This is a genomic window from Tatumella citrea (assembly GCF_002163585.1).
GTDB classification, from domain to species: Bacteria; Pseudomonadota; Gammaproteobacteria; order Enterobacterales; family Enterobacteriaceae; genus Tatumella; species Tatumella citrea.
In genome coordinates, this window is record NZ_CP015579.1 from 403,856 (window position 1) to 426,251 (window position 22,396).

Here is a 22,396-nt window from a genome sequence, read left to right on the forward strand (position 1 = left end):
CCTACTAAGTGAAAGGTTGATTTGAGGGAAGTGCGGACATTGCTAACAGAGCATTCTGTGCGAAACAACGGGGAGCTGGTCACCGTTTCCCAACCCGTTATCTTAGCGTGCCGAACTGTTTGCTCTTCAGGGTATATAGTCGGTCGAACTCAGCATACGGCTCTCCCGTTTCAGCGGCGTGCCGGGTTTTGGCGTCCAGAAGGTCGGGCAAAGGGATTCCATGACTCAGTGAGTGGTAAAGATCATAACCACTGACACAGATAACCCGCTTCCCTTTTCCAAAAGCCGTCAGACCTTCAGGTGTAAACCCCATCCAGCTGATAAACACGCCACGTGTCCAGGTTGCCTTGGTACTGAGCTTTCCTTCAAATACATGGAGATCTGCAGCCGACGTCCTTTTCTGATGCCACTTTGCCTCCATCAGATAAAATTCATCATTCAGTCGGAAACTTCCGTCAATCTGTTCGCCTGTGTTTCGGAAAGATGAACGGGGAGCGAGTTTAAAGATATTGAACAGTTCAGTAAGCCAGGCTTCAAACCGAAAACCACGTGGATGAGCCGGCAGAGATTTCATCTCGTTCATTTCATCGATAAGTGAATGCCAGTCAACACCATGCCATGCCTGGACAGGCTTTACGCCTTTGGCTTCATCGGTGTCAACGTTTTCCAGGCGGGATATCAGTGCAAGATAGTCATTACGGCTTTGTTCTGCCTGTTCAGGCATGGATTCCGTTTTATACTGCCAGAGGACGCCAAGAACCCGCAGAGCGGTCTCACGATCTGCCTGTTTTAGCAAGCATCTAACTCGTTTGGCTTTTGACGTCCCCTCTTCCTGATAACGTTCATCATCAATATCAATGTTCAGTTCTTCATCAAAGAAAGCAGACAAGGTGCGGTTAGAGAAATCCAGTATCCATCCAGGATCGCTCTCAAACACAAGATTAAACAGCCTCAAATCCTGCATTTTCAGTTTCATGCTTACCTCCTTTTTTAACAGTATAACTGGATGAAAGTGATGTAGGGAATGAGTCAACACCTGTATAGCAGCATTAGCGTGTTCCGCTCCTGGCACAAAACGGACGGTATCTACATTTCCGTACTACGGTTAAGGGCGCTGAATGCTAAGTTCATAAACTACGCATGGCTCATCGTAATGCTGTTCTGTTGCCTTATAAGTCATGCCTAAACGCTGCATCACTCGCTGAGAGGGGATATTTTCAGGGTCGGCTACAGCCACTAAATAATGTGCGCCTATGTGCTCTGCCGCAAAATCAATAATCGCTTTAGCCGCTTCTGTTGCGTAGCCTTTGCCATTATGTTCCGGAATAAGTCGCCAGCCAATCTCAAGAGGCGCACCTTCAACATTTTCCAGGTATTGGAGACATGCTGCACCAACAACGGTACCGGAGGTCTTCTCTTTGATAGCCCACCAGGAAAATCCATATTTATGCCATCGGTCCTGAACTCGCCTTATATTTTCCCGGGTCTCTTCTGGTGTTTTAACAATACCCTTACTGATATACCGCATAACGCCGGGATCGTTATCCATCACCCTTAAGCCTTCGTAATGTGAATCATTATAGGGTTCAAGCCTTAAACGCGTAGTATCTAAATTCATCTGATAATCCTTTTACCCTGGAACATTACTTTCGCTGGATTTCTCCACATAAATCAACATAGCACAATATAAGCTGCCTCCGCTCCCGGCACTTAACTGCCGTTCAAATCAGCCAGCGACTGGTTTTTATAGCCTGTCAGGAGATGCCCGGGAGAAATGTAAACAGGCAGTCAGGTTAATGCCGATACCCATCCTGAGGATAAGGTCGAAGATGGTGCCTGATCCTTTATCTGGCGGTTGCTGGTTTTCGGTGCTGTTTCAAAGAAATTCAGACAGGAACCGGCTATGCTGCGGCTTTTACGACGGCCCGGGGCACCCGCAATGTATGATTTTCGCTTAGTGCTGCAGTTGTTGCAGCAGATGTGTGTGTTTCTGGTTATTGCGTGGCTGATGAGTAAGACCCGGTTATTTATCCCGCTGATGCAGGTGACGGTCAGGCTTCCGCATAAACTTCTCTGTTACATCACTTTTTCGGTGTTCTGTATCCTTGGCAGCTATTTCGGGCTGCATATTGAGGATTCGATTGCCAATACCCGTGCCATCGGGGCAGTGATGGGTGGTTTGCTGGGCGGCCCGGCGGTTGGCGGCCTGGTGGGACTGACCGGCGGGTTACATCGCTATTCGCTGGGCGGGATGACCGCCTTTAGCTGTATGTTATCGACGATTGCTGAGGGCTTGCTGGGAGGCATCGCCCATAGCCTGCTGCTGCGGCGTGGTCGAGCCGATAAAATCTTTAGTCCGCTGACTGCCGGGGCCGTTACTTTGCTGGCCGAAGTACTGCAGATGGTGATTATTCTGTTGATTGCGAGGCCCTATCCCGAAGCGAGCCGCCTGGTCAGCCATATTGCAGCCCCGATGATTATTACTAATACGCTGGGCGCGGCACTGTTTATGAGAATCCTGCTGGATAAACGGGAAATGTTTGCCCGTTATACCTCGGCGTTTTCCGCCACCGCGCTGAGGGTAGCTGCTGCCACCGAAGGAATATTACGCCAGGGGTTTAACCAGGAAAACAGTCTGAAGGTGGCTCAGGTACTGCACCGCGAACTGGATATCGGTGCGGTTGCGATTACTGATTGCCATAAGCTGCTGGCGTTTACCGGCATTGGTGATGACCACCATATTGCCGGGAAGCCGGTCTCTTCTCACTATACCCGGCGGGCGATAGACAGCGGAGAAGTGGTCTATGCTGATGGTAATGAAGTGCCTTACTGTTGTTCGATTAATCCGGCCTGTAAGCTGGGATCTACTCTGGTGATCCCGCTGCACGGCGAAAACCAGCGGGTGATTGGCACCATAAAACTGTATGAGGCAAAGAACCGGTTGTTCAGTTCGATTAACCGGACACTGGGCGAGGGGATTGCCCGGTTACTGTCAGCACAGATTCTTGCCGGGCAGTATGAGCGGCAAAAAGCCCTGCTGGCGCAATCTGAAATTAAACTGCTGCATGCCCAGGTCAATCCGCATTTTCTGTTTAATGCACTGAATACCTTGCAGGCAGTGATCCGTAATGACAGCCAGCGAGCCGGGCTGCTGGTGCAGTATCTGTCCACTTTTTTTCGTAAAAACCTGAAGCGTTCTTCAGAGATTGCTACGCTGGAAGATGAACTGGAACATGTGAATGCTTATCTGCAAATTGAGCAGGCCCGGTTTCAGTCCCGACTAAAAGTGGATTTACAGGTGCCGGAGGCGTTGCGGCATTACCGGCTACCGGCATTTACTTTGCAGCCGCTGGTGGAGAATGCGATTAAGCACGGCACTTCGCAGTTACTCGGGATGGGGGAAGTGACAATATCCGCCTGCCAGCACCTGCAATATCTGGAAGTTTCGGTGCAGGATAATGCCGGGCTGTTTGTCCCACTCACCGGCAAAGGGCAAGGGATGGGAATGAGCCTGGTGGACCGACGTTTACGGGCGCGCTTTGGCGATGACTGCGGGCTGAGTGTTGATTATCACACCGACCACTATACCCGGGTCGTGATTCGGGTGCCCCCGGAGGAGCAGTGATGATGGAGGTACTGATTGTTGATGATGAGCCGCTGGCGCGGGAAAATCTGCGGCTGTTATTACAGCAACATGACGATATTGTGATTACCGGTGAGGCTGCCAATGCTATTGAAGCAATGGCGGCAATCAACCGTCTGCGGCCGCAGGTGGTGTTTCTGGATATTCAGATGCCGCGTATCAGCGGGCTGGAGATGGTCGGAATGTTAGATCCCCAGCAACGTCCGCACATCGTATTCCTGACAGCCTTTGATGAATACGCTTTGCAGGCTTTTGATGAAGATGCCTTTGATTATCTGCTGAAACCGACCGATCCGACACGGCTGGAAAAGTGTCTGACACGGCTGCGTCAGGTCAGAGCGCCTCAGGAACTGCCTCGTCTGGCGGTGTTACAGGCTCCGCTGAAATATATTCCGTGTAATGGTCAGAACCGTATCTGGCTACTGCCGATGGAAGAAGTGGCCTGTGTCAGTAGCCGTATCGGCGGGGTGTTTGTCACCAGCAGCGAAGGCCAGGAAGGGGCGACTGAACTGACCTTGCGGACTCTGGAGCAGCGTACTCCTCTGTTACGTTGCCACCGTCAGCATATGATCAATATGGATCAGCTACGGGAAATCCGTATGGAAGAGAACGGTCAGGGAGAACTTAGAATGAAAAGCGGCCAGACCGTACCGGTCAGCCGCCGTTATCTGAAACGAATTAAAGAGACGCTGGGGCTATAAATTATCCGGCCGCAAGGCTGCGAAAGCCTGATGAATTTCCTGTTCCGGCAGATCAACACCGATAAAAATCAGGGTGCTGGCGGGAATTTCATCATGTTGCCAGGGGCGATCCCAGCCGGAACTGTATAACCGTTGTACCCCCTGAAACAGCAACCGGTGAGTTTCACCACCTACCCACAGCATGCCTTTGTAGCGCAACAGGTTATCTGCAAAGCGCAGCAGCAGCGACTCCATCACTGCCGAAACGGCCTCAAGCTCCAGCGGGTAATCGAGAGTGATGGTCAGCGATCTGACTCTGTCCGGTGCGTCTGGTACAAAACGGTACTGTGTTGTCGGAGCACTGGCAGGTTCCAGCATAAATCCCCGTAAATCGAACAGTGAGCGGATATCTGTATCACCATTCACCACCCGGACAATCGGAGCGCGGGCATTGATCCGGTGCAGACGTTCTGTCAGGGCTGTGGTGTCAGGAGCAATATCGGTTTTACTCAGCAGTATGCGATCGGCATAACCTATCTGCGACTGAGCCACGCTGTGCTTATCCAGTTGCTGCATGGCGTGAACTGCGTCGACCAGAGTAATCACACCATCCAGCTGATATTCTTCAGCCAGCCGTGGATGGCTGAAAAAAGTGCGGATCACCGGACCCGGGTCTGCCATGCCCGTGGATTCTATGATCAGCCGGTCGAAACTTAAGGAGCCCGACTGGCGCGAATCGAGCAGTTCAAGCAATGTACTTTCCAGCTCACTGGCGCGGCTGCAACAGATACAACCATTCGCCAGAGTCGTGATTTGGCTGGCACGATCACCGATGATTTGCCGGTCGATATCCGCTTCGGCAAATTCATTCTCAATAACGGCAATCCGCATTCCGTGTTCGGTCTGCAGAATGGTGTTCAGCAGAGTCGTTTTACCCGCCCCGAGAAAACCACTCAGCAAAGTGACTGTTACCGGTGTCATTCGTTATTCTCCGTCAGCAGCAGCGCATTCCACCTTTTCCATCTCCGCCATAGCGGGCCTGCTGGCGTTCACGAAAGAACTCCTCATAGCTCATCACCGGCTGATCCGGATGGTTAATCCGCATATGCTCTGCGTAGTTGTCATAATCCGGCAGGCCAACCAGCATGCGCGCGGCCTGACCCAGATATTTTGATGCCGAACCGGCCTTTCCAAACATAATGGCTCCTGTCGATACAGGGCTGCCCTTTATGGCAGCCCTGGTGTCTTTTTAGTGGCCGGCAGAGGTTTTCACCCCGCCTTCCGGCACTGGCACATAAGGGGTTTCTTTATCTGTGCGCTGTGGGTTTTTGCCCGCTTCGCGCCAGATTTTTATCCCGTATATCAGGATACTGTAGACCACAATCAGGAACAGGATACTCAGCACCGCGTTGGTGTAGTTATTCACCACAATATGCTGCATATTGCTGATCTGCTCCTGAGTCAGATTACTGCCGGTATCAATTCGCGCCTGATAAGTTCTCGCCATATAGAAAAAACCTTCCATTTGCGGATTGGTGCTGAACAGTTTCAGGCCTAATGCCCAGGTGGTACAGATAATCAGCCACACTGCAGGGACCAGCGGAACCCAGATATAGCGGGTACGTTTCATTTTAATCAATACCACTGTACCCAGTGTCAGTGCCACTGCGGCCAGCATCTGGTTAGAGATACCGAACAACGGCCACAGGCTTTTGACTCCGCCCAGCGGATCGACCACTCCCTGATACAGCAGATAGCCCCACAACCCGACACAACCCGCAGTACCGACGATGGAAGCCGGTAATGAATTGGTTTTTTTCAGGAACGGTACGAAATTACCCAGCAAATCCTGCAGCATAAAGCGTCCGGAACGAGTACCGGCATCCAGTGCGGTCAGAATAAACAGTGCTTCGAACAGAATACCGAAGTGATACCAGAACCCCATATCGGCCAGTGGCATAATTTTATGGAATACATCGGCAATACCGACGGCCAGAGTCGGGGCTCCACCGGCACGATTCAACAGTGAAGGCTCGCCTATGTCTCTGGCGGTTTGCATAACCTGCTCCGGCGAAATCACAAAGCCCCAACTGCTGACGGTGGCTGCTGCATGAGCAGTCACATCTTTCAGCTGTGCCAGAATCATCGGAGCGTTTTCGCCACCCAGCTGATGCAGGTTAGGCATCGTGATCCCCAGTGCCGCCGGCGGCGTATTCATGGCGAAATAGAGGCCGGGTTCAATGATAGAGGCAGCGACCAGAGCCATAACAGCGACAAATGATTCCATCAGCATCGCGCCATAGCCAATAAACCGTGCATCCTTCTCATTAGCCAGCAGCTTCGGCGTGGTTCCGGAAGCGATAAGCGCATGGAAACCTGACACCGCACCACATGCAATGGTGATAAACAGGAACGGGAACAATGCGCCTTTCCACAACGGCCCGGTACCATTAATAAACGGAGTAATGGCCGGCATTTTCAGGTCCGGATTGAGGATCACAATTCCGATAGCCAGCCCGATAATAACGCCAATCTTCAGGAAGGTTGCCAGATAATCACGCGGGGCGAGGATCAGCCATACCGGCAGCAAAGCCGAGATAAATGCATAACCAATCAGCGCAAAAGTAATGGTGGTGTCTTTAAAGGTCAGTGCCGGTCCCCAGTAAGGATCGTGGGCAATTACCCCGCCAAACCAGATAGAAAGCAGCAGCAACACCAGGCCAATCAACGACACTTCCAGCACGCGGCCTGGCCGCAGATAACGCATATAAATGCCCATCAGCAACGCGATAGGAATTGTTGAACAGACCGTGAACACGCCCCACGGGCTTTCGGCCAGCGCTTTCACCACAATCAGCGCCAGTACCGCGAGGATAATAATCATGATCAGGAAACAGCCAAACAGGGCGATAGTGCCCGGTACCCGCCCCATCTCCTGTTTAATCATCTCTCCGAGCGACTCACCGTTCCGTCGCGAAGAGAGAAACAGCACCATAAAGTCCTGAACCGCCCCGGCGAGCACAACGCCGGCCAGCAGCCACAAGGTTCCCGGCAGATAGCCCATCTGGGCTGCCAGTACCGGGCCGACCAACGGGCCTGCTCCGGCAATGGCGGCGAAATGGTGGCCGAACAACACATAGCGGTTGGTCGGAACATAGTTCAGACCATCGTTATTCAGTACTGCCGGAGTTGCCCGCCCCGGGTCGAGCTGCATCACTTTTTGCGCGATATACAGACTGTAATAGCGATAAGCCACCAGATAGACCGAAACGGAGGCAACGACCAGCCACATGGCACTGATATGCTCACCACGCCGTAGTGCCAGCACGCCAAGGCAAAAGGCGCCTACGATCCCTAATATGACCCAGGGGACATGCCTGAGGATTTTGTGTTTGTCCATAGATTAACCTGCTGTTTTATATTGAATTATAGGATGACAGGGGTCACGTATTCATGACGCCGAAGACCTCGCACCGGCTCTTCCTTTACCGGTGGCTCTATCCTGACGATTTTTAGCGGCTGACGGGAAGAAAAATGGCTAAGTGGTGATATGGCGAAGAGAGCGGTTACCGGAGACATTGAACGGTTTCCGCCGCTGGCTGACATGGCGGTTTCTGTGATTCAGATCGCGCCAGCAGCGGGTGTCTGACGCCGCTGACGATATTCACAATGCTGAAAATGAAGCAGGCAAACTGCCCGTCAGGTAACTATCCGCTAACGTTAACCTGTTACAAGGCTGTCAGCGGTTTCCGAAACTTTGTTTTAAAGTGACGAAAGGGCAGCGTACTGTGCAGAATTTCTGCAGCGTTGCCGGGGCTCAAACTGTGATCCAGCGCATTACGGATGAAAATAAATTGTTAAGTAGATCACAAAATACGAACAAACAGCCCCTGATAAAGTGTGACATGCATCACACATCAATGCGGATCGGTCGCATCAAAAAGCACATTCTGTATTTTACTTCTGAATATCTGTGATTTAGATCACTAAAAACACCCCCCACCCCTATGCTCGACAGTGACTCAGATCACAAAAAATCCGCTCAATATTCGGACTGAAATCTGCGTGCTAGAGTCCGCCTGAGCAGAGCAATTCTGATGTCTGAAAAGCGTCAGATCCAAAACAAAAATTCATCGCGCTCTCTTATTTGCCAGCGCGTATCAATAAGGGGTGTTTGTATGTCCTCATCAGATATCAGGATCAAAGTCCAAAGCTTTGGTCGTTTTCTGAGTAATATGGTAATGCCAAATATCGGGGCGTTTATCGCCTGGGGTATTATCACCGCGCTGTTTATTCCTACCGGCTGGTTACCAAACGAGACGCTGGCTAAGCTGGTCGCGCCAATGATCACTTATCTGCTGCCATTACTCATCGGTTATACCGGCGGGCGGCTGGTGGGTGGCGATCGCGGTGGGGTGGTAGGTGCTATCACGACCATGGGCGTGATTGTTGGTGCAGATATGCCGATGTTCCTCGGCTCCATGATTGCCGGGCCGTTGGGTGGCTGGGCTATCCGCTCCTTTGACCGTCTGGTTGACGGGAAAATTAAAAGCGGCTTTGAAATGCTGGTCAATAACTTCTCTGCCGGCATCATCGGGATGTTACTGGCATTACTGTCGTTTATGGCCATTGGCCCACTGGTAGAAGGGTTGTCACACCTGTTGTCTGCCGGGGTCAATATCATGGTTCAGCATGACCTGCTGCCACTGACCTCTATTTTTGTTGAACCGGCAAAAATCCTGTTCCTGAATAATGCGATTAACCACGGTATTTTCTCACCACTGGGAATCCAGCAGGCCAGCCAGGTAGGCAAATCTATTTTCTTCCTGATCGAAGCCAACCCGGGTCCGGGGATGGGTGTACTGATGGCCTATATGTTCTTTGGCCGTGGTAATGCAAAACAGTCTGCGGGCGGTGCAGCCATCATCCATTTCTTCGGTGGTATCCACGAAATTTACTTCCCGTATGTACTGATGAATCCTCGCCTGTTGCTGGCAGTCATTCTCGGCGGGATGACCGGCGTGTTTACCCTGAGCGTACTGCATGGCGGGCTGATTTCTCCGGCATCTCCGGGTTCTGTGCTGGCGGTACTGGCGATGACCCCAAAAGGTGCCTACTTCGCTAATATCTCCGCAATTATTGCAGCGTTTGCCGTCTCTTTCGTTGTCTCTTCAATCCTGCTGAAAACCAGCAAAGTAAAAGAAGATGATGATATTGAAGCAGCGACCCGCCGTGTGCAGGAGATGAAAGCCAGCTCCAAAGGCCAGGCTGTGGCAGCAACTGCTGCGCCTCTGCAGGATGATCTGAGCCATGTGCGCAAAATTATTGTCGCCTGTGACGCCGGTATGGGCTCCAGTGCGATGGGCGCAGGAGTACTGAGGAAAAAAGTGAATGAAGCGGGCCTGCAGCATATTTCTGTAACCAACACCGCTATCAACAACCTGCCTGACGATGTGGATTTGGTGATTACTCACCGTGATCTGACCGAGCGGGCAATGCGTAAAGCACCTCATGCACAGCATATTTCGCTGACTAACTTCCTCGACAGCGGGCTGTATAACGACCTGACAGCACGTCTGCAACAGGCAGGGCGAAGCGCAGAGCACCGTGAAAAAGTCAGCGATACGCTGGCGGATAGTTTTGAGCCAACACCAGAGCATTTATTCAAACTGACCGCAGCCAATGTGTTCCTTGGCAACCATGCAGATAACAAAGAACAGGCCATTCGTTTCGTCGGTGAACAACTGGTGAAAGGCGGATATGTAGAGCCGGAATATGTTGCTGCCATGCTGGAACGCGAAAAACTGACCCCGACTTACCTTGGTGAGTCGATAGCGGTGCCACATGGCACGGTAGAAGCCAAAGACCGTGTACTGAAAACCGGCATCGTGTTCTGTCAGTATCCTGCCGGCGTGCTGTTTGGTGAAGAGCCGGACGATATCGCCAGGCTGGTCATCGGGATTGCCGCACGCAATAACGAACACATTCAGGTGATTACCAGCCTGACCAATGCGCTGGATGATGACAGCGTCATTGCCCGACTGGCGACCACTACCAGTGTCCAGGAAGTGCTGGATCTGCTGTCCGGTCAGCCCGGCGCGTAAATCCCGTCTTCCTCAACAGGGGGGTATTCTGCCGGTTATTTCCGGCAGTACCTCTCTGATTTTCCTGGTTGTTAAGTCAAATTACGGGACAAATTATGAAAGCATTACATTTTGGCGCCGGTAATATCGGCCGTGGCTTTATCGGTAAATTGCTGGCAGATGCCGGTATTCCGGTGACTTTTGCCGATGTTAATCAGGTGGTTGTCGATGCCCTGAATGCCCGGGGGGAATATCCGGTACATGTGGTTGGTGAGCAGTCTAAAGTTGAGATTGTCAAAGGCGTCAATGCAGTCAACAGCACCAGTGATCAGGTTATTGCACTGGTGGCAGAAGTTGATCTGCTGACGACAGCGGTAGGACCACAAATCCTGGAACGGATTGCCGGTACTATCGCCAAAGGACTGGTGCAACGTAAAGATAAGGGCAATACACAGCCGCTGAATATTATTGCCTGCGAAAATATGGTGCGCGGGACGACTCAGTTAAAAGGGCATGTACTGAATGCTCTGCCGGCGGAATATCATAGCTGGGTGGAAGAGCATGTCGGGTTTGTGGACTCTGCAGTGGACCGGATTGTACCGCCGACAGAAGCCGGCAGCAGCGACCCGCTGGAAGTCACCGTTGAGACATTCAGTGAGTGGATTGTCGATAAGACCCAGTTTAAAGGGCCACTCCCGGCAATTCCCGGCATGGAACTGACCGACAATCTGATGGCGTTCGTCGAAAGAAAACTGTTCACCCTGAATACTGGCCATGCGATTACTGCTTACCTGGGGCATCTGGCAGGCCATAAAACGATCCGTGATGCGATCCTTGATGAGAAGATCCGCCATGTGGTTGAAGGGGCGATGCAGGAAAGTGGTGAAGTGCTGATCCGCCGTTATGGTTTTGATCGTGAAAAACATGCCGCTTATATCCATAAAATTATCAGCCGCTTTGAAAACCCTTACCTGAAAGATGATGTTGAGCGGGTAGGGCGCCAGCCATTACGTAAACTGAGTGCCGGTGATCGCCTGATCAAACCAACGCTTGGCACGCTGGAATATGAATTATCTCAGGACCATCTGGTTACGGGGATTGCTGCAGCATTGCACTTCCGCAGTGAGCAGGATCCGCAATCGCAGGAACTGGCAGGTTTACTGACTAAGCAGGATGTTGCCGCGACCCTGGCCGAAATCTCCGGCCTGGATGCCGACAGCCCGGTGGTCAGGGCGGTAGTGAAGGCCTGGAACGCTATGGTATAATGGCCCCACGCTCCTCAGGGACGAAATATCAGGGCACAGCCTGGCTGTGCCCGCGCGGGTGTTATCAGGTGGTACTATTGATATGCAGGCACAAATGGAACAATCACAGGCTTTTGAGAATCGGGTGCTTGAGCGCCTGAATGCCGGGCAATCGGTAAGAAGCTTTCTGATAGCAACTGTCGAAATGCTGGCAGAAGCGGTGAATGTTCTGGTGGTTAAAGTGTTCCGCAAAGATGATTATGCGGTGAAGTATGCGGTAGAACCTCTGCTACTGGGGGATGGCCCGTTAGGTGAATTATCAGTGCGCCTGAAACTGATCTATGGCCTGGGGGTAATTAACCGCAATGAGTATGAAGACTGCGAATTGTTAATGGCGCTCCGTGAAGAACTGAATCATGACGGCAGCGAGTATCGTTTCACCGACGATGAAATTCTGGGCCCGTTTGGTGAACTCCATTGCGTTGAAGATTTACCACCTCCACCGGATTTTGTCAGCGACGATGCCGGGCTACGTACTATGCAGCAGCAACGTTATCAGCAAATTGTCCGCTCCACGATGGTCCTTTCCCTGACAGCGCTAATCGCCCATATTAGCCAGAAACCTGCCTTTAAAAAGTAACTTCTGTTGTTTATACCCGCCAGTTACCACGCCATAGCCTTATGCAGTATGAGCGATACCTGACATTATCTGCTCTGACCGTTGCAGGCTAATGCTCCCTAAGGTGAATTTCCTGACATTGCAGATTTGCAATTTTTTTTGGTCAGGAATATTACATAAAACATTGATTTGTCCGGTTAATATGTAATTTTCCCAAAATTAAGCGTGACCTATGATACAGCTCACAAACCTGAATTTTTCGCTTGAGCATAAGGCTGAAAGTTTGTACTAATGCACAACAGCGAGCGGAGTCTGGCTGAAAGTAACCCTCTTACAGCCTGGTATAAGGATATAGCACGCTGATTTCACCAGGGCAGTTCCAAACTGCTTCCTTGTTAAGCTTGCTGATGATTCGTTTTACACGGTGGGTCGCACAGGCAATGGTTTTCCCCTAATAAAGGCTATCGCAGCCCCTCTGTAACCAGAATTATCGGCAGTTATTGCTTTCAGTGTTGAGGCTGGTTGCAGTTAGTCATCAGTATCCTGGCTTACAGAAGTGCATAGGCAGGGTAGCAAACGAACTCTGAATAGTGTGCATGGCTGGCAGGTGAGTAATGATTAGCGGGGTTATACCTTTTTTAAAATTTCAGGTACCAGGTTCAGTATCCGCATGCAGTGTTAACTCCATAGCAGCAGGCAGTATTATCGACCGGAACTGATATATACCGGCCGGAAACCGTCCGTTACGGACATTTATGGAACTGTTTAAACGCTACCCACAGCTACAGGGGGCGGCGAAAGCAGTATTAATCGGTGCTGATAACAGCACATTGACTAAAAGGACTTAACCATGAAGTCAGCTATTTTAACTTCCCTCATCATCGCGGCAATGGGCTGCAGTCTGCCAGCAATGGCAGATTCCCATACTGTCTCACTGGGTTATGCCCAAAGTAAGGTTCAGGATTTTAAAAATATCCGCGGAGTGAATGCTAAATATCGTTATGAGTGGGATTCGCCGGTAAGTATTATCGGCTCGCTGACCTATATGAGCGGTAAGCGCAATAGCAGTACTGACTATCCGGGGGTTGGCAGTGAAAGTAGCCATGCCGGCATGAAATATTACTCACTGTCGGCAGGGCCGGCCTATCGGATCAACTCGTATATCAGCATTTATGGCCTGTTAGGGATTAATTATGACAAGGCCGATTTTTCCTACAGTGAATCTTCAGTGTCTGGTTCAGGCTGGGAGTCATCCGGGAACAGCAAAAAGGCCGCTTTAATGTATGGCGCCGGAGTACAGATAAACCCGATGGAAAATATCGCCATCGATATCGGCTACGAAGGTTCAAGCTTTAAGGATGTGGAAAAGACTCTGTCGATTAACGGATTTAATATCGGTGTGGGATACCGTTTCTGATTCTGTTATCCCGGCGTAAGCCGGGATTATCGGTATGCGAAAGTGATGATCTGACCGCTCCTGACTCCAGGGCTGTCGGGTGATTATTTTTGATACCCATCGGCCCGGGACCGGCCGGTATTTTCGCAGGATGCGACGATGAATAAACAACGTTACCGCATTATTTTCAGCCAGGCTCGTCAATTGTTCATGGTGGTGGCTGATAATGCCGGTGCAGCAGGACGCTCTCCTTCATCTTCCTTTGGACGGGTACAAAAAATATCAGCCCGCATTTGCCTGCTAAGCCGTATCCGGTTTGCCTTACTGCTCTGCCTGGGCAGTGTCTGCTTTGCGCCACAGGCAGCGATTGTCGCAGACAGGACGGCACCTGCCGGCCAGCAACCCACAGTAATCAGCACTGCCAGCGGTGTGGAGCAAGTGAATATTCGTACTCCGGGAACCGGAGGGGTATCGCGCAATGTTTTCAGCCGTTTTGATGTCGACAATAAAGGTGTGGTACTGAACAATTCACATGCCGATACACGAACCAGTATTGCCGGTATGGTTACCGCGAATCCCTGGCTGGCTGGCGGTGAAGCACGCATCATTCTTAATGAAATCAATGCCCGGGATCCCAGCCAGCTTAACGGCTTTATCGAAGTCGCCGGTAAGCAGGCACAGGTAGTGATCGCTAATCCGGCCGGCATTACCTGCAGTGGCTGCGGATTTATTAATGCCGACCGCGCCACGTTAACTACCGGTCAGGTACAACTCAGTGAGGGTAATCTGACGGGCTATCGGGTGTCGCAGGGAGAGATCACCATTGGTCCGGGGGGAATGGATACCAGTCGTCAGGATCATACCTTTCTGATCTCCCGGACCGTCAAAATTAATGCGGCACTGTGGGCAAAGGATCTGCGGATCACTGCGGGCCGTAACCAGCTGGACGCAGGGAACCGGCAGGTTTCCAGCCTGCAGGGTGACTCTGGCACCCGACCGGCACTGGCGATTGATGTTTCGCTGCTGGGCGGGATGTATGCCAATAAGATCAAACTGTTGGGTACCGAAAAAGGCGTTGGGGTCCATAATGCCGGCAATATCGGTGCTTTAGCCGGTAATTTTGAACTGACGGCTGATGGAAAAATTGTTAACCGCGGAAATATTGACAGTAGCGGTAACCTGGCCCTGAGTTCTGCCACGGGAATCAGCAACAATGGCGCGCTGTATGCTGCAGGCAACGTCGGGTTATCTGCAGACGGCAAAATTAGCAACCAGGGAACTATCTACAGCGATAGTCATTTAAGCCTGAGCTCTGCGTCTGACATCAGCAACAGCGGAAGTATGTATGCCACCGGCAATGCACAACTGAGCAGTCAGAGGATGCTGGATAATCCCGGCACACTGATGGCGAAGGGTGATCTGCAGGTGCGTAGTACTACCTTTGCCGCCCGCCAGGACAGCACGATAGCCGCAGGCGCGGGTGCCGACGGAAAGCTTAACGGTTCAGGGAATCTCAGCATTCAGGCCAGAGATCAACTGCAGTCTGAAGGACGATTGCTGGCAGGGGATAAGCTGGCGTTAAGTAGCCAGCAGATAGTGCTTAACGGCAGTGAAGTGTCGGCAGATGAGGTGGTGATTGACAGTGGGAAACAGGGGCTGACACTCAGCAACCAAAGCTCAGTACAGGCACGCCGCCAGCTTTCCGTCACCAGCCGGGGGGCTTTGCTGAACGGCAGTAGTGTGTTGGCCTCCTCAGGCGATGCACAAATAGCGGTTAACGGACTGCTGGATAATCGCGGCAGAATCACCGCCGGTAAACGACTCAGCATGAATTCTGCAGAGTTAATCAATCATTCTGCCGGAGAAATCAGTGGTGATCAGACCCAGATAACCGCCACCTCGACCCTGACTAATCAGGGACTGATTGATGGTGCCGACAGCTGGTTGCAGTCAGGTTATCTGATTAACCAGGGCACAGGGCGGATCTATGGCGACCGGCTGTCGATCACTACCGGAACGCTCGATAATCTGTCCCTGAATAATTCCGCCGCGACCCTGGCTGGCCGACAACGGCTGGATATCGGTGCAAAGCAGATTAATAACACAGATCATTCACTGATCTACAGCGGTGGGGATCTACTGATCGGCGGTGGGCTGAATGCCAACGGGCAGGCGGAGGGAAGCGCCGGTTCACTGGTGAATCATGCGGCGACAGTAGAAGCAGCGGGAAATCTGTCACTGGCGGCAGACAGTATCATTAACCGTAATGCCGGGCTGAAGACTCAGCTGACTGTCACCGAAAATGCCCGTCACCATGAAGCGGTACTGAAAGGCGAAATCACCCGTTTTGACTGGGCAGATATCGATACCAGCTATAAAAATAAATATGACGTTCAGGATGCCATTATGCCGGATGGCAGCAGGAATAATGATTTTTATGAATATGACTATCAGCGGGTAGTCACAGAGACCGAAATCACTTTCAGTGATCCCGGCAGGATTCTGGCGGGCGGTAATTTGCTGCTGTCCGGCAGGCAACTGGATAATTATGACAGCCAGATCATCTCGGGTGGCTCACTGATCGCCGCTCCCGGGCTGGTGGTAAATAACATCGCGACTACCGGGGTGCGGATCGTCCGGGATTCGGGCTCCGAGGTTCACTGGTATGCAAAGAAGAAAAAGCGGCCGAACGGATCAGTAAAAACTACCCAGGGAAAAAAACGTATCAGCTATCTTCCCGGGGCCGTGGTACAGACTATCGATCCCGGGATCAGCCAGATCATCGGGAATCAGACCGTGACCGGCAGCACGACAACCGTGGCTGATCGCCATACATCTGACAGTATTGACACCATTCGTTTGCCCGAAAGCAGCCTGTACCGCGTAAAGCCCGATCCACGGGTCGGTTATCTGGTGGAAACCGATCCACGTTTTACCCAACAGAAACAGTGGCTCGGCAGTGACTATATGCTCAATGCCCTGACACAGAATCACAATCAGGTTCTGAAACGGCTGGGGGATGGCTACTACGAACAACAGCTACTGCGCGAACAGATAACCCAACAAACCGGTCAGCGTTATCTTAATGGTTATCATGATGATAATGATCAGTTTAAGGCGCTGATGAATGCCGGGATAACCTTTGCAGAGCAATATTCTCTGGTTCCCGGGGTAGCTCTTACCGCTGAACAGATGGCATTACTGACCAGTGATATGGTCTGGATGGTAAAACGCGAGGTGACCCTTGCGGATGGCAGTCGGCAGACCGTACTGACGCCGCAGCTTTATCTGCAAACTACCCGCGGGCATCCTCTGACCAGCGCAGTTTTTTCCGGGAAACAGCTGGTGATGGATACCGGGCAGGCATTGATCAACAGTGGCAATCTGCTGGCACAACAGGATCTGCGCATTAAGGCCGGGTCGGTGGTAAACCACGGGAGGATGACCGGTGAACAGCTGACCATTACCAGCACCGGAGATTTCATAAATCAGGGCGGAGTACTGGAAGCAGGGAAGGCCCTGCAGATCGCGGCGGGCGGCAATCTGATCAGCCGTAGTACGCTGTCGGGTGCTGAGGATCAACAGATTATAGACAGGCAGGCCGGGATCTACCTGCAGAATACCGACGGGACACTGCAATTGTCGGCAGAAGATACGCTGCGGCTGACAGCCAGTCGGGTGGACAGTGCAGGAAATCTGGTATTACAGGCCGGGCAGGACCTGCTGTTGGATATGCTGACGATTACCGGCAGCGAATACAGTGATTTTGGCGGAAGTAATACCCGCAGTCTGAGCTGGCAGCAGGACAGTGGAACGGCTGTCACCAGTGGTGGTGACCTGACTCTCTCTGCCCGGCGTAATCTGACGGCTCAGGCTGCGGAGGTTATCGCTGCCGGTCATCTGTCGGCTACAGCCGGGCAGGATCTGCAACTGCTGACCGGTAATACTGGCTGGCATCTGACTGAACACAGTAAACAGAGCAGTGGCTCCGCTATCAGTAAAGAAACCCGCGAAAGTCACGATGAAATACAGGTCAGCCAGGCAACCGGCTCGCTGTTTAGCGGTCATTCAGTCGATTTGCGATCGGGTCAGTCGCTGGAGGTTCAGGGCAGCAGTATTGCCGGGGACAGCAATGTCAGCCTGTCAGCAGGGACTTCTCTGATACTGAGCGGTGCAGCGGAAAGCCGTGAAGAAATTCACTGGAGCAAACTCAAGAGCAGTGGTCTGTCCGGTACCGGTGGTGTAGGGGTAAGCATCGGATCGCAAAGCCTGAAGATAACGGATACCGGAGCCACTGAGGGCAGCAAAGCCAGTATGCTGGGCAGCATCGACGGGGACCTGAACCTGAGCGCCGGTGACACTCTGACAGTGAGTGGCGCTGACTTACTGGCCGGAAATGATCTTCGTTTATCAGCCAGCCAGGTCGATATTCTGGCGGAACAAACCCGTAGCCAGCAGAGGCGTACTGTTGAACAAAAACAGAGTGGTTTTACTCTGGCTGTCTCAGGTGCCGCAGGTAGTCTGGTGAGTTCGGCGATTTCGGGTGTTAAGCAAGCCACAGAACAAAGCAGCGGGCGGGTTGCCGTTCTGGAAAATATGAAAACGGCCCTGAGTGCTACACAGGCGGTTCAGAGTGTCCGGCTGGCGGAGGCCAGCGGCAATGGAGCGGCCAGTATTATCGGGCTAAATCTTTCTTATGGCAGCCAGTCTTCAACCTCGGAACAGACCAGTCAACAGGTGGTGAGTGAGGGCAGTAGTCTCGCCGCAGCAAATCATCTGACAATTCAGGCCACCGGCGGTGATATCAATGTACAGGGCAGCCGTTTGCAGGCGGGGAATACCCTCGACCTGCAGGCGCAACGTGATGTGAATTTAATCTCTGCAGAAAACAGCTGGCAACAGCAAGGCCGGAATGAGAGTCATGGCAGTTCGGTGGGGGCTGCGGTGAGTGCCGGCGGCGTTATGGTTAATGCCTCGGTAAACAAAGGCAAAGGCCATGAGAACGGACAGGGAGTCTCCCACAGTGAGACGGTAATAAATGCCGGACATGCGCTGAATATTAACAGTGGTCGTGATATCACCTTGCAGGGGGCACAGGCCAGTGCTGATGCAGTTACCGTGAGGGCGGAACGTCATCTGACACTGAGCAGTGAACAGGACAGTGATGATTACGATATGCAGCAAAAAAATGTCAGTGCCGGAGCCAGTGCCGGTGCTGGTTCTGCCAGCGCTTCGTACTCTGCCAGTAAAGATAATATGCGTAGTCGTTATCAGTCGGTACAGGAACAGACCGGGTTCTTTGCCGGTCAGGGAGGCTTTAGCATATATTCCGGTGAGCATACCCAACTGAACGGCGCAGTGATAAGTTCCACAGCGGCGGCCGATAAAAACAGCCTGAATACCGGTACTCTGGGTTTTACCGATATACAAAATCACGCCGAATACAGTGTCAGTCACCAGGCAAGTGGTGCATCCGGAGGGGTGGGTATCAATCCCGGCCAGCTTGCCGCCGGACAACTGGTCACCAGTATGGCCAGCCAGTTATTAAGTGGCATGAACGATTCTGACAATGACAGTTCAGTGACCGGCTCAGCAGTCAGCGCAGGAGCCCTCACTGTCCGGGACCAGCAACAACAGTTACAGGACCCTGATACGCTCAGCCGTGATGCTGCCAATGCTCATCAGACATTATCAGTGATCTTCAATAAGGAACAGCAACAGGAGCGGATAAAAACGGCTCAGTTGATCAGCGAAATTGGCGTACAGGTCAGTGATATTGCCCTGACACAAGGGGCGATTATTGCGACCAGAGACGCTAACGACAAGATGAAGAACGTCTCGCCAGAGCAGTTGAAAACGGCAGAAGCTGACTGGCGCAAAGCCAATCCGGGCAAAGCGCCAACAGCAGATGATATCAGCGGCCAGGCTTACCAGACGTTATATAACCAGGCGTTTAACGAGAGCGGATTTGGTACCGGCGGTAAGGTTCTACAGGCTATCCAGGCCGCTACCGCAGTGGTACAGGGACTGGCAGGGGGAGATCTGGCAAAAGCCGTTGCGGGCGGTTCAGCGCCTTATCTGGCAGAGGCCATTCACAATATGACCACTGACTCATCAGGCAACGTCAACACCGGAGCGAACCTGATGGCTCACGCCGTGCTGGGTGCTATGGTGGCGCAGATCAATGGAGACAGTGCACTGGCGGGTGCAGCCGGGGCAACCACCGGTGAGTTTATCGCGCAGCAGCTGTATCCGGGCATTGACCGGGACAAACTAAGTGAAGATCAGAAACAGACCATCGGCGCACTGGCGACGCTGGCGGCGGGTCTTGCGGGCGGCGTTGTCGGTGACAGCACGGCAGATGCGGTGGCCGGGGCGCAGGCGGGGGAAAATGCGGTTGAGAATAACTTCCTGAGTAACACCGACTCCGACAAGCTCGCTAAAGCCATAGAGAAAATAAAGCAGGGTGATAAGTCACTGGCTGCGGCGAATGAGCTGATTAAGCTGGAAAACGCCGATAAGCGCAGTGATGTGCTGGTGGATAAGTTCACCCGAGACCCTTCACAAATAAGCAGCACTGAGCGGGCAGAACTGGCAGGTTATTTGCGTGTTTATGCGTCTGAGATGGAAAAGGAATATGGTCCGGCAGTATCGCAGGAACTGGTTAAAGGTCTGCTGTCGGGTCAGGACTATATCAAACGTGCACCAGACTCAGAGGCCATGCCAAAAGCACAAACTATTATGAATACCTGGGGCTACCATAAATCCAATGCCAGCATTGGTGATGCGCCGCTAATGTTTGGCAGCAGCGTGTTGGGCACCACGATAAAAGAAGGAATGGCGTTAAATGCAACTATCGGCGTGGGTGTTAATACCGGTGTTCAGCTTAGCGGAAATGATCCGTTCAGCTATGTAGATGCAATTATGGCGGGAATAACATCAGTAGCGACAACCGGAAAAGGTATTATCGTCTCAACACCTATTAATATGGGTGGAGCAGCAATTAGTAGCAGAATTAAAGGGGAGGATCCGACGAATTCAGTAATTGGAGCTGGTCTGGGTTCATTATCTGGTGGCGGTATGGGAAAGGTCATATCAGGGTCTATGGGATCATCTGTCAAAGGGGGAACATCAGATATCATTAGCAATATTGGGGGTTCGATTACGAGTGAAGTTATTGGGAATGTTACAAAAGGAACACTTGATGAAGCTGATAAATCCATCAAAAATTGATCAGGGGGTTAATTTGAACACCCTCATTGTGCTAATAATACGTTGTGTCATATGCATTTTTATTCTAGCGGTGGTTAGCTGTATTCTTGGCAGGCTAATGGTTTATTTTAAAACTAATGTGTTATTTTTTAATTGGGAAAAAGATCTTTTTTATTCTTTAAAAGTAGGCATTTCAGCTGGTGCGTTAACAGGGATCGGTATCTGGATAAAAGCAAAAATACAAGAAAGAAAAGAAAATGTTAAATAAACCAATAATAATCTCAGTGTTTGATTGGGACTGTTGTTGAGAATAATTTCCCGGGTAATGCCTCTTCGGCGAAACCGGATAAAGCCATGGAGAAGATCAAGAGCGGTGATAAGTGATTAGCAATTCCCAATGAACTGATTAAGCTGGATAATGCCGACAAACGTAGCGATGTGTTGGTCTCTAAATTGACCAAAGATCCTTTGCAGATGAGCGGCACGGAACGGGCTGAACTGGCGTGTTATCCGCATGTTTATGCTACTGAAATGGAGAAGTCATATGGCAGGACCATTATAAATACCAGGGGTTATCATAAATCGAATGCCAGTATTGGTGATGCACCGGGGGTATTTGGCGGTAGTGTGCCGGGTATTGCAGTGAAAGATCTGGCGGCTGATACGGTAATTGGTATGGGTGTGAATTCCGGGGTTCAGCTTACAGGGAAATATCCTGTCAGCTATTACAATTCATCGAACTAATACTGGTTCGGAAAAATTCACACTGTAACATCATAACAATTAATGGATGGATAAGGATTCTTCTTACTACTATATAAAAGGAATTATCTCTATGATTAAAAATAGGATAGCAGGTTCTCTATGCTTGAGCGTATTACTTCTGGTCGGTTGTGCTACAGAATCCTCTCGTTCTGTTGAAGTCGCTAAAGTTGAAACCGCGCAAACAGTCTGGCAGGGGCAACGTACTCTTATAGCGGTGGGGAAATTCGATAACCGCTCAGGCTATATGAATGGCATATTTTCAGATGGTGTGGATCGACTGGGTAATCAGTCGAAAACAATTTTGGTCACCCATCTGGAACAAACAGGTCGCTTTAATATCCTGGATCGAACCAATATGGATGAGATTAAAACTGAAGCGAACATCAGTGGTAAAGGTCAGTCACTGAAAGGTGCAGTCTATGTGATTACTGGCGATATCACTGAATTTGGTCGTAAAGAAACCGGCGACAGGGCACTGTTTGGTATTTTAGGGCGAGGAAAATTGCAGGTTGCCTATGCCAAAGTTGCTCTTGCCGTAGTCAATGTCAAAACGTCCGAAGTGGTATTCACTACTCAGGGAGCAGGGGAATATAAGCTGTCTAATCGCGAAATCCTTGGCTTTGGCGGTACCGCCAGCTACGACTCCACGTTAAACGGAAAAGTATTGGATCTGGCAATCCGCGAGTCGGTAAATAATCTGGTTGCTGCTATTGGAAACAACACATGGAATCCGGGAAATACTAATTAAAAGGAA

General features: G+C 51.3%; 15 protein-coding genes. 10 read left to right on the forward strand and 5 right to left on the reverse strand.

What is annotated here, in order from left to right; all coding sequences use genetic code 11:
* Nucleotides 1–97: 97 nt before the first annotated feature.
* Both A7K98_RS02055 and A7K98_RS02060 read right to left on the reverse strand, forming a co-directional pair.
* Nucleotides 98–976, reverse strand: coding sequence for a restriction endonuclease (locus tag A7K98_RS02055; RefSeq protein WP_087487060.1), 879 nt, complete (start codon nt 974–976; stop codon nt 98–100).
* A gap of 129 nt (nt 977–1,105) precedes the next feature.
* Nucleotides 1,106–1,618 (reverse strand): GNAT family N-acetyltransferase, encoded by a 513-nt coding sequence (locus A7K98_RS02060; RefSeq protein WP_087487061.1) that lies wholly within the window; start codon nt 1,616–1,618, stop codon nt 1,106–1,108.
* A 321-nt stretch (nt 1,619–1,939) separates the two neighbouring features.
* Between A7K98_RS02060 and A7K98_RS02065 the strand changes: the two genes are divergently transcribed.
* Together A7K98_RS02065 and btsR are read left to right on the forward strand one after the other, a co-directional pair.
* Complete coding sequence (locus tag A7K98_RS02065) at nt 1,940–3,625, forward strand: sensor histidine kinase (RefSeq protein ID WP_087487062.1); 1,686 nt, start codon at nt 1,940–1,942, stop codon at nt 3,623–3,625.
* Nucleotides 3,625–4,344: a two-component system response regulator BtsR gene (gene btsR / locus A7K98_RS02070; protein ID WP_087487063.1), complete on the forward strand. Its 720-nt coding sequence runs from the start codon at nt 3,625–3,627 to the stop codon at nt 4,342–4,344. Before A7K98_RS02065 ends, btsR begins: the two co-directional genes overlap by 1 nt.
* Here the strand turns inward: btsR and yjiA are convergent.
* Genes yjiA through A7K98_RS02085 form a run of 3 tightly spaced genes read right to left on the reverse strand, consistent with a single transcriptional unit; the run spans nt 4,339 to nt 7,723 of the window.
* The gene (gene yjiA, locus A7K98_RS02075) at nt 4,339–5,304 is read right to left on the reverse strand and encodes a GTPase (RefSeq protein WP_087487064.1); all 966 of its coding nucleotides are present in this window, start codon (nt 5,302–5,304) and stop codon (nt 4,339–4,341) included. The genes btsR and yjiA overlap by 6 nt on opposite strands.
* A gap of 13 nt (nt 5,305–5,317) precedes the next feature.
* Nucleotides 5,318–5,521, reverse strand: coding sequence for a YbdD/YjiX family protein (locus tag A7K98_RS02080; RefSeq protein WP_038017231.1), 204 nt, complete (start codon nt 5,519–5,521; stop codon nt 5,318–5,320).
* 51 nt (nt 5,522–5,572) lie between these two features.
* Complete coding sequence (locus A7K98_RS02085) at nt 5,573–7,723, reverse strand: carbon starvation CstA family protein (RefSeq protein ID WP_087487065.1); 2,151 nt, start codon at nt 7,721–7,723, stop codon at nt 5,573–5,575.
* Between the two features lie 778 nt (nt 7,724–8,501).
* Between A7K98_RS02085 and A7K98_RS02090 the strand changes: the two genes are divergently transcribed.
* From A7K98_RS02090 to A7K98_RS02130, 8 genes are all read left to right on the forward strand, one after another.
* Nucleotides 8,502–10,427: a PTS mannitol transporter subunit IICBA gene (locus A7K98_RS02090; RefSeq protein WP_087487066.1), complete on the forward strand. Its 1,926-nt coding sequence runs from the start codon at nt 8,502–8,504 to the stop codon at nt 10,425–10,427.
* A 95-nt stretch (nt 10,428–10,522) separates the two neighbouring features.
* The gene (locus tag A7K98_RS02095) at nt 10,523–11,671 is read left to right on the forward strand and encodes a mannitol-1-phosphate 5-dehydrogenase (protein WP_087487067.1); all 1,149 of its coding nucleotides are present in this window, start codon (nt 10,523–10,525) and stop codon (nt 11,669–11,671) included.
* 82 nt (nt 11,672–11,753) lie between these two features.
* Nucleotides 11,754–12,290: a mannitol operon repressor MtlR gene (gene mtlR, locus A7K98_RS02100; RefSeq protein WP_198361128.1), complete on the forward strand. Its 537-nt coding sequence runs from the start codon at nt 11,754–11,756 to the stop codon at nt 12,288–12,290.
* Nucleotides 12,291–13,119: 829 nt separating this feature from the next.
* Nucleotides 13,120–13,686: an Ail/Lom family outer membrane beta-barrel protein gene (locus A7K98_RS02105; RefSeq protein ID WP_087487068.1), complete on the forward strand. Its 567-nt coding sequence runs from the start codon at nt 13,120–13,122 to the stop codon at nt 13,684–13,686.
* A gap of 138 nt (nt 13,687–13,824) precedes the next feature.
* The gene (locus A7K98_RS02110; protein ID WP_087487069.1) at nt 13,825–20,898 is read left to right on the forward strand and encodes a two-partner secretion domain-containing protein; all 7,074 of its coding nucleotides are present in this window, start codon (nt 13,825–13,827) and stop codon (nt 20,896–20,898) included.
* Nucleotides 20,870–21,145, forward strand: coding sequence for a hypothetical protein (locus tag A7K98_RS02115; RefSeq protein WP_087487070.1), 276 nt, complete (start codon nt 20,870–20,872; stop codon nt 21,143–21,145). Before A7K98_RS02110 ends, A7K98_RS02115 begins: the two co-directional genes overlap by 29 nt.
* A 170-nt stretch (nt 21,146–21,315) precedes the next feature.
* Nucleotides 21,316–21,621 carry a hypothetical protein gene (locus A7K98_RS02125; RefSeq protein WP_157665821.1) on the forward strand — a complete coding sequence of 102 codons (306 nt, stop codon included), beginning with the start codon at nt 21,316–21,318 and terminating at the stop codon, nt 21,619–21,621.
* Between the two features lie 91 nt (nt 21,622–21,712).
* On the forward strand, nt 21,713–22,390 hold the full coding sequence (locus A7K98_RS02130) for a CsgG/HfaB family protein (protein WP_087487072.1): 678 nt from the start codon (nt 21,713–21,715) through the stop codon (nt 22,388–22,390).
* Nucleotides 22,391–22,396: the final 6 nt, after the last annotated feature.

What these genes read in the sequence shown, in the direction of transcription:
- A7K98_RS02055 (WP_087487060.1), bottom strand. Translation starts at nt 976, where the DNA reads ATGAAACTGAAAATGCAGGATTTGAGGCTGTTTAATCTTGTGTTTGAG.
- A7K98_RS02060 (WP_087487061.1), bottom strand. Translation starts at nt 1,618, where the DNA reads ATGAATTTAGATACTACGCGTTTAAGGCTTGAACCCTATAATGATTCA.
- A7K98_RS02065 (WP_087487062.1), top strand. Translation starts at nt 1,940, where the DNA reads ATGTATGATTTTCGCTTAGTGCTGCAGTTGTTGCAGCAGATGTGTGTG.
- btsR (WP_087487063.1), top strand. Translation starts at nt 3,625, where the DNA reads ATGATGGAGGTACTGATTGTTGATGATGAGCCGCTGGCGCGGGAAAAT.
- yjiA (WP_087487064.1), bottom strand. Translation starts at nt 5,304, where the DNA reads ATGACACCGGTAACAGTCACTTTGCTGAGTGGTTTTCTCGGGGCGGGT.
- A7K98_RS02080 (WP_038017231.1), bottom strand. Translation starts at nt 5,521, where the DNA reads ATGTTTGGAAAGGCCGGTTCGGCATCAAAATATCTGGGTCAGGCCGCG.
- A7K98_RS02085 (WP_087487065.1), bottom strand. Translation starts at nt 7,723, where the DNA reads ATGGACAAACACAAAATCCTCAGGCATGTCCCCTGGGTCATATTAGGG.
- A7K98_RS02090 (WP_087487066.1), top strand. Translation starts at nt 8,502, where the DNA reads ATGTCCTCATCAGATATCAGGATCAAAGTCCAAAGCTTTGGTCGTTTT.
- A7K98_RS02095 (WP_087487067.1), top strand. Translation starts at nt 10,523, where the DNA reads ATGAAAGCATTACATTTTGGCGCCGGTAATATCGGCCGTGGCTTTATC.
- mtlR (WP_198361128.1), top strand. Translation starts at nt 11,754, where the DNA reads ATGCAGGCACAAATGGAACAATCACAGGCTTTTGAGAATCGGGTGCTT.
- A7K98_RS02105 (WP_087487068.1), top strand. Translation starts at nt 13,120, where the DNA reads ATGAAGTCAGCTATTTTAACTTCCCTCATCATCGCGGCAATGGGCTGC.
- A7K98_RS02110 (WP_087487069.1), top strand. Translation starts at nt 13,825, where the DNA reads ATGAATAAACAACGTTACCGCATTATTTTCAGCCAGGCTCGTCAATTG.
- A7K98_RS02115 (WP_087487070.1), top strand. Translation starts at nt 20,870, where the DNA reads ATGAAGCTGATAAATCCATCAAAAATTGATCAGGGGGTTAATTTGAAC.
- A7K98_RS02130 (WP_087487072.1), top strand. Translation starts at nt 21,713, where the DNA reads ATGATTAAAAATAGGATAGCAGGTTCTCTATGCTTGAGCGTATTACTT.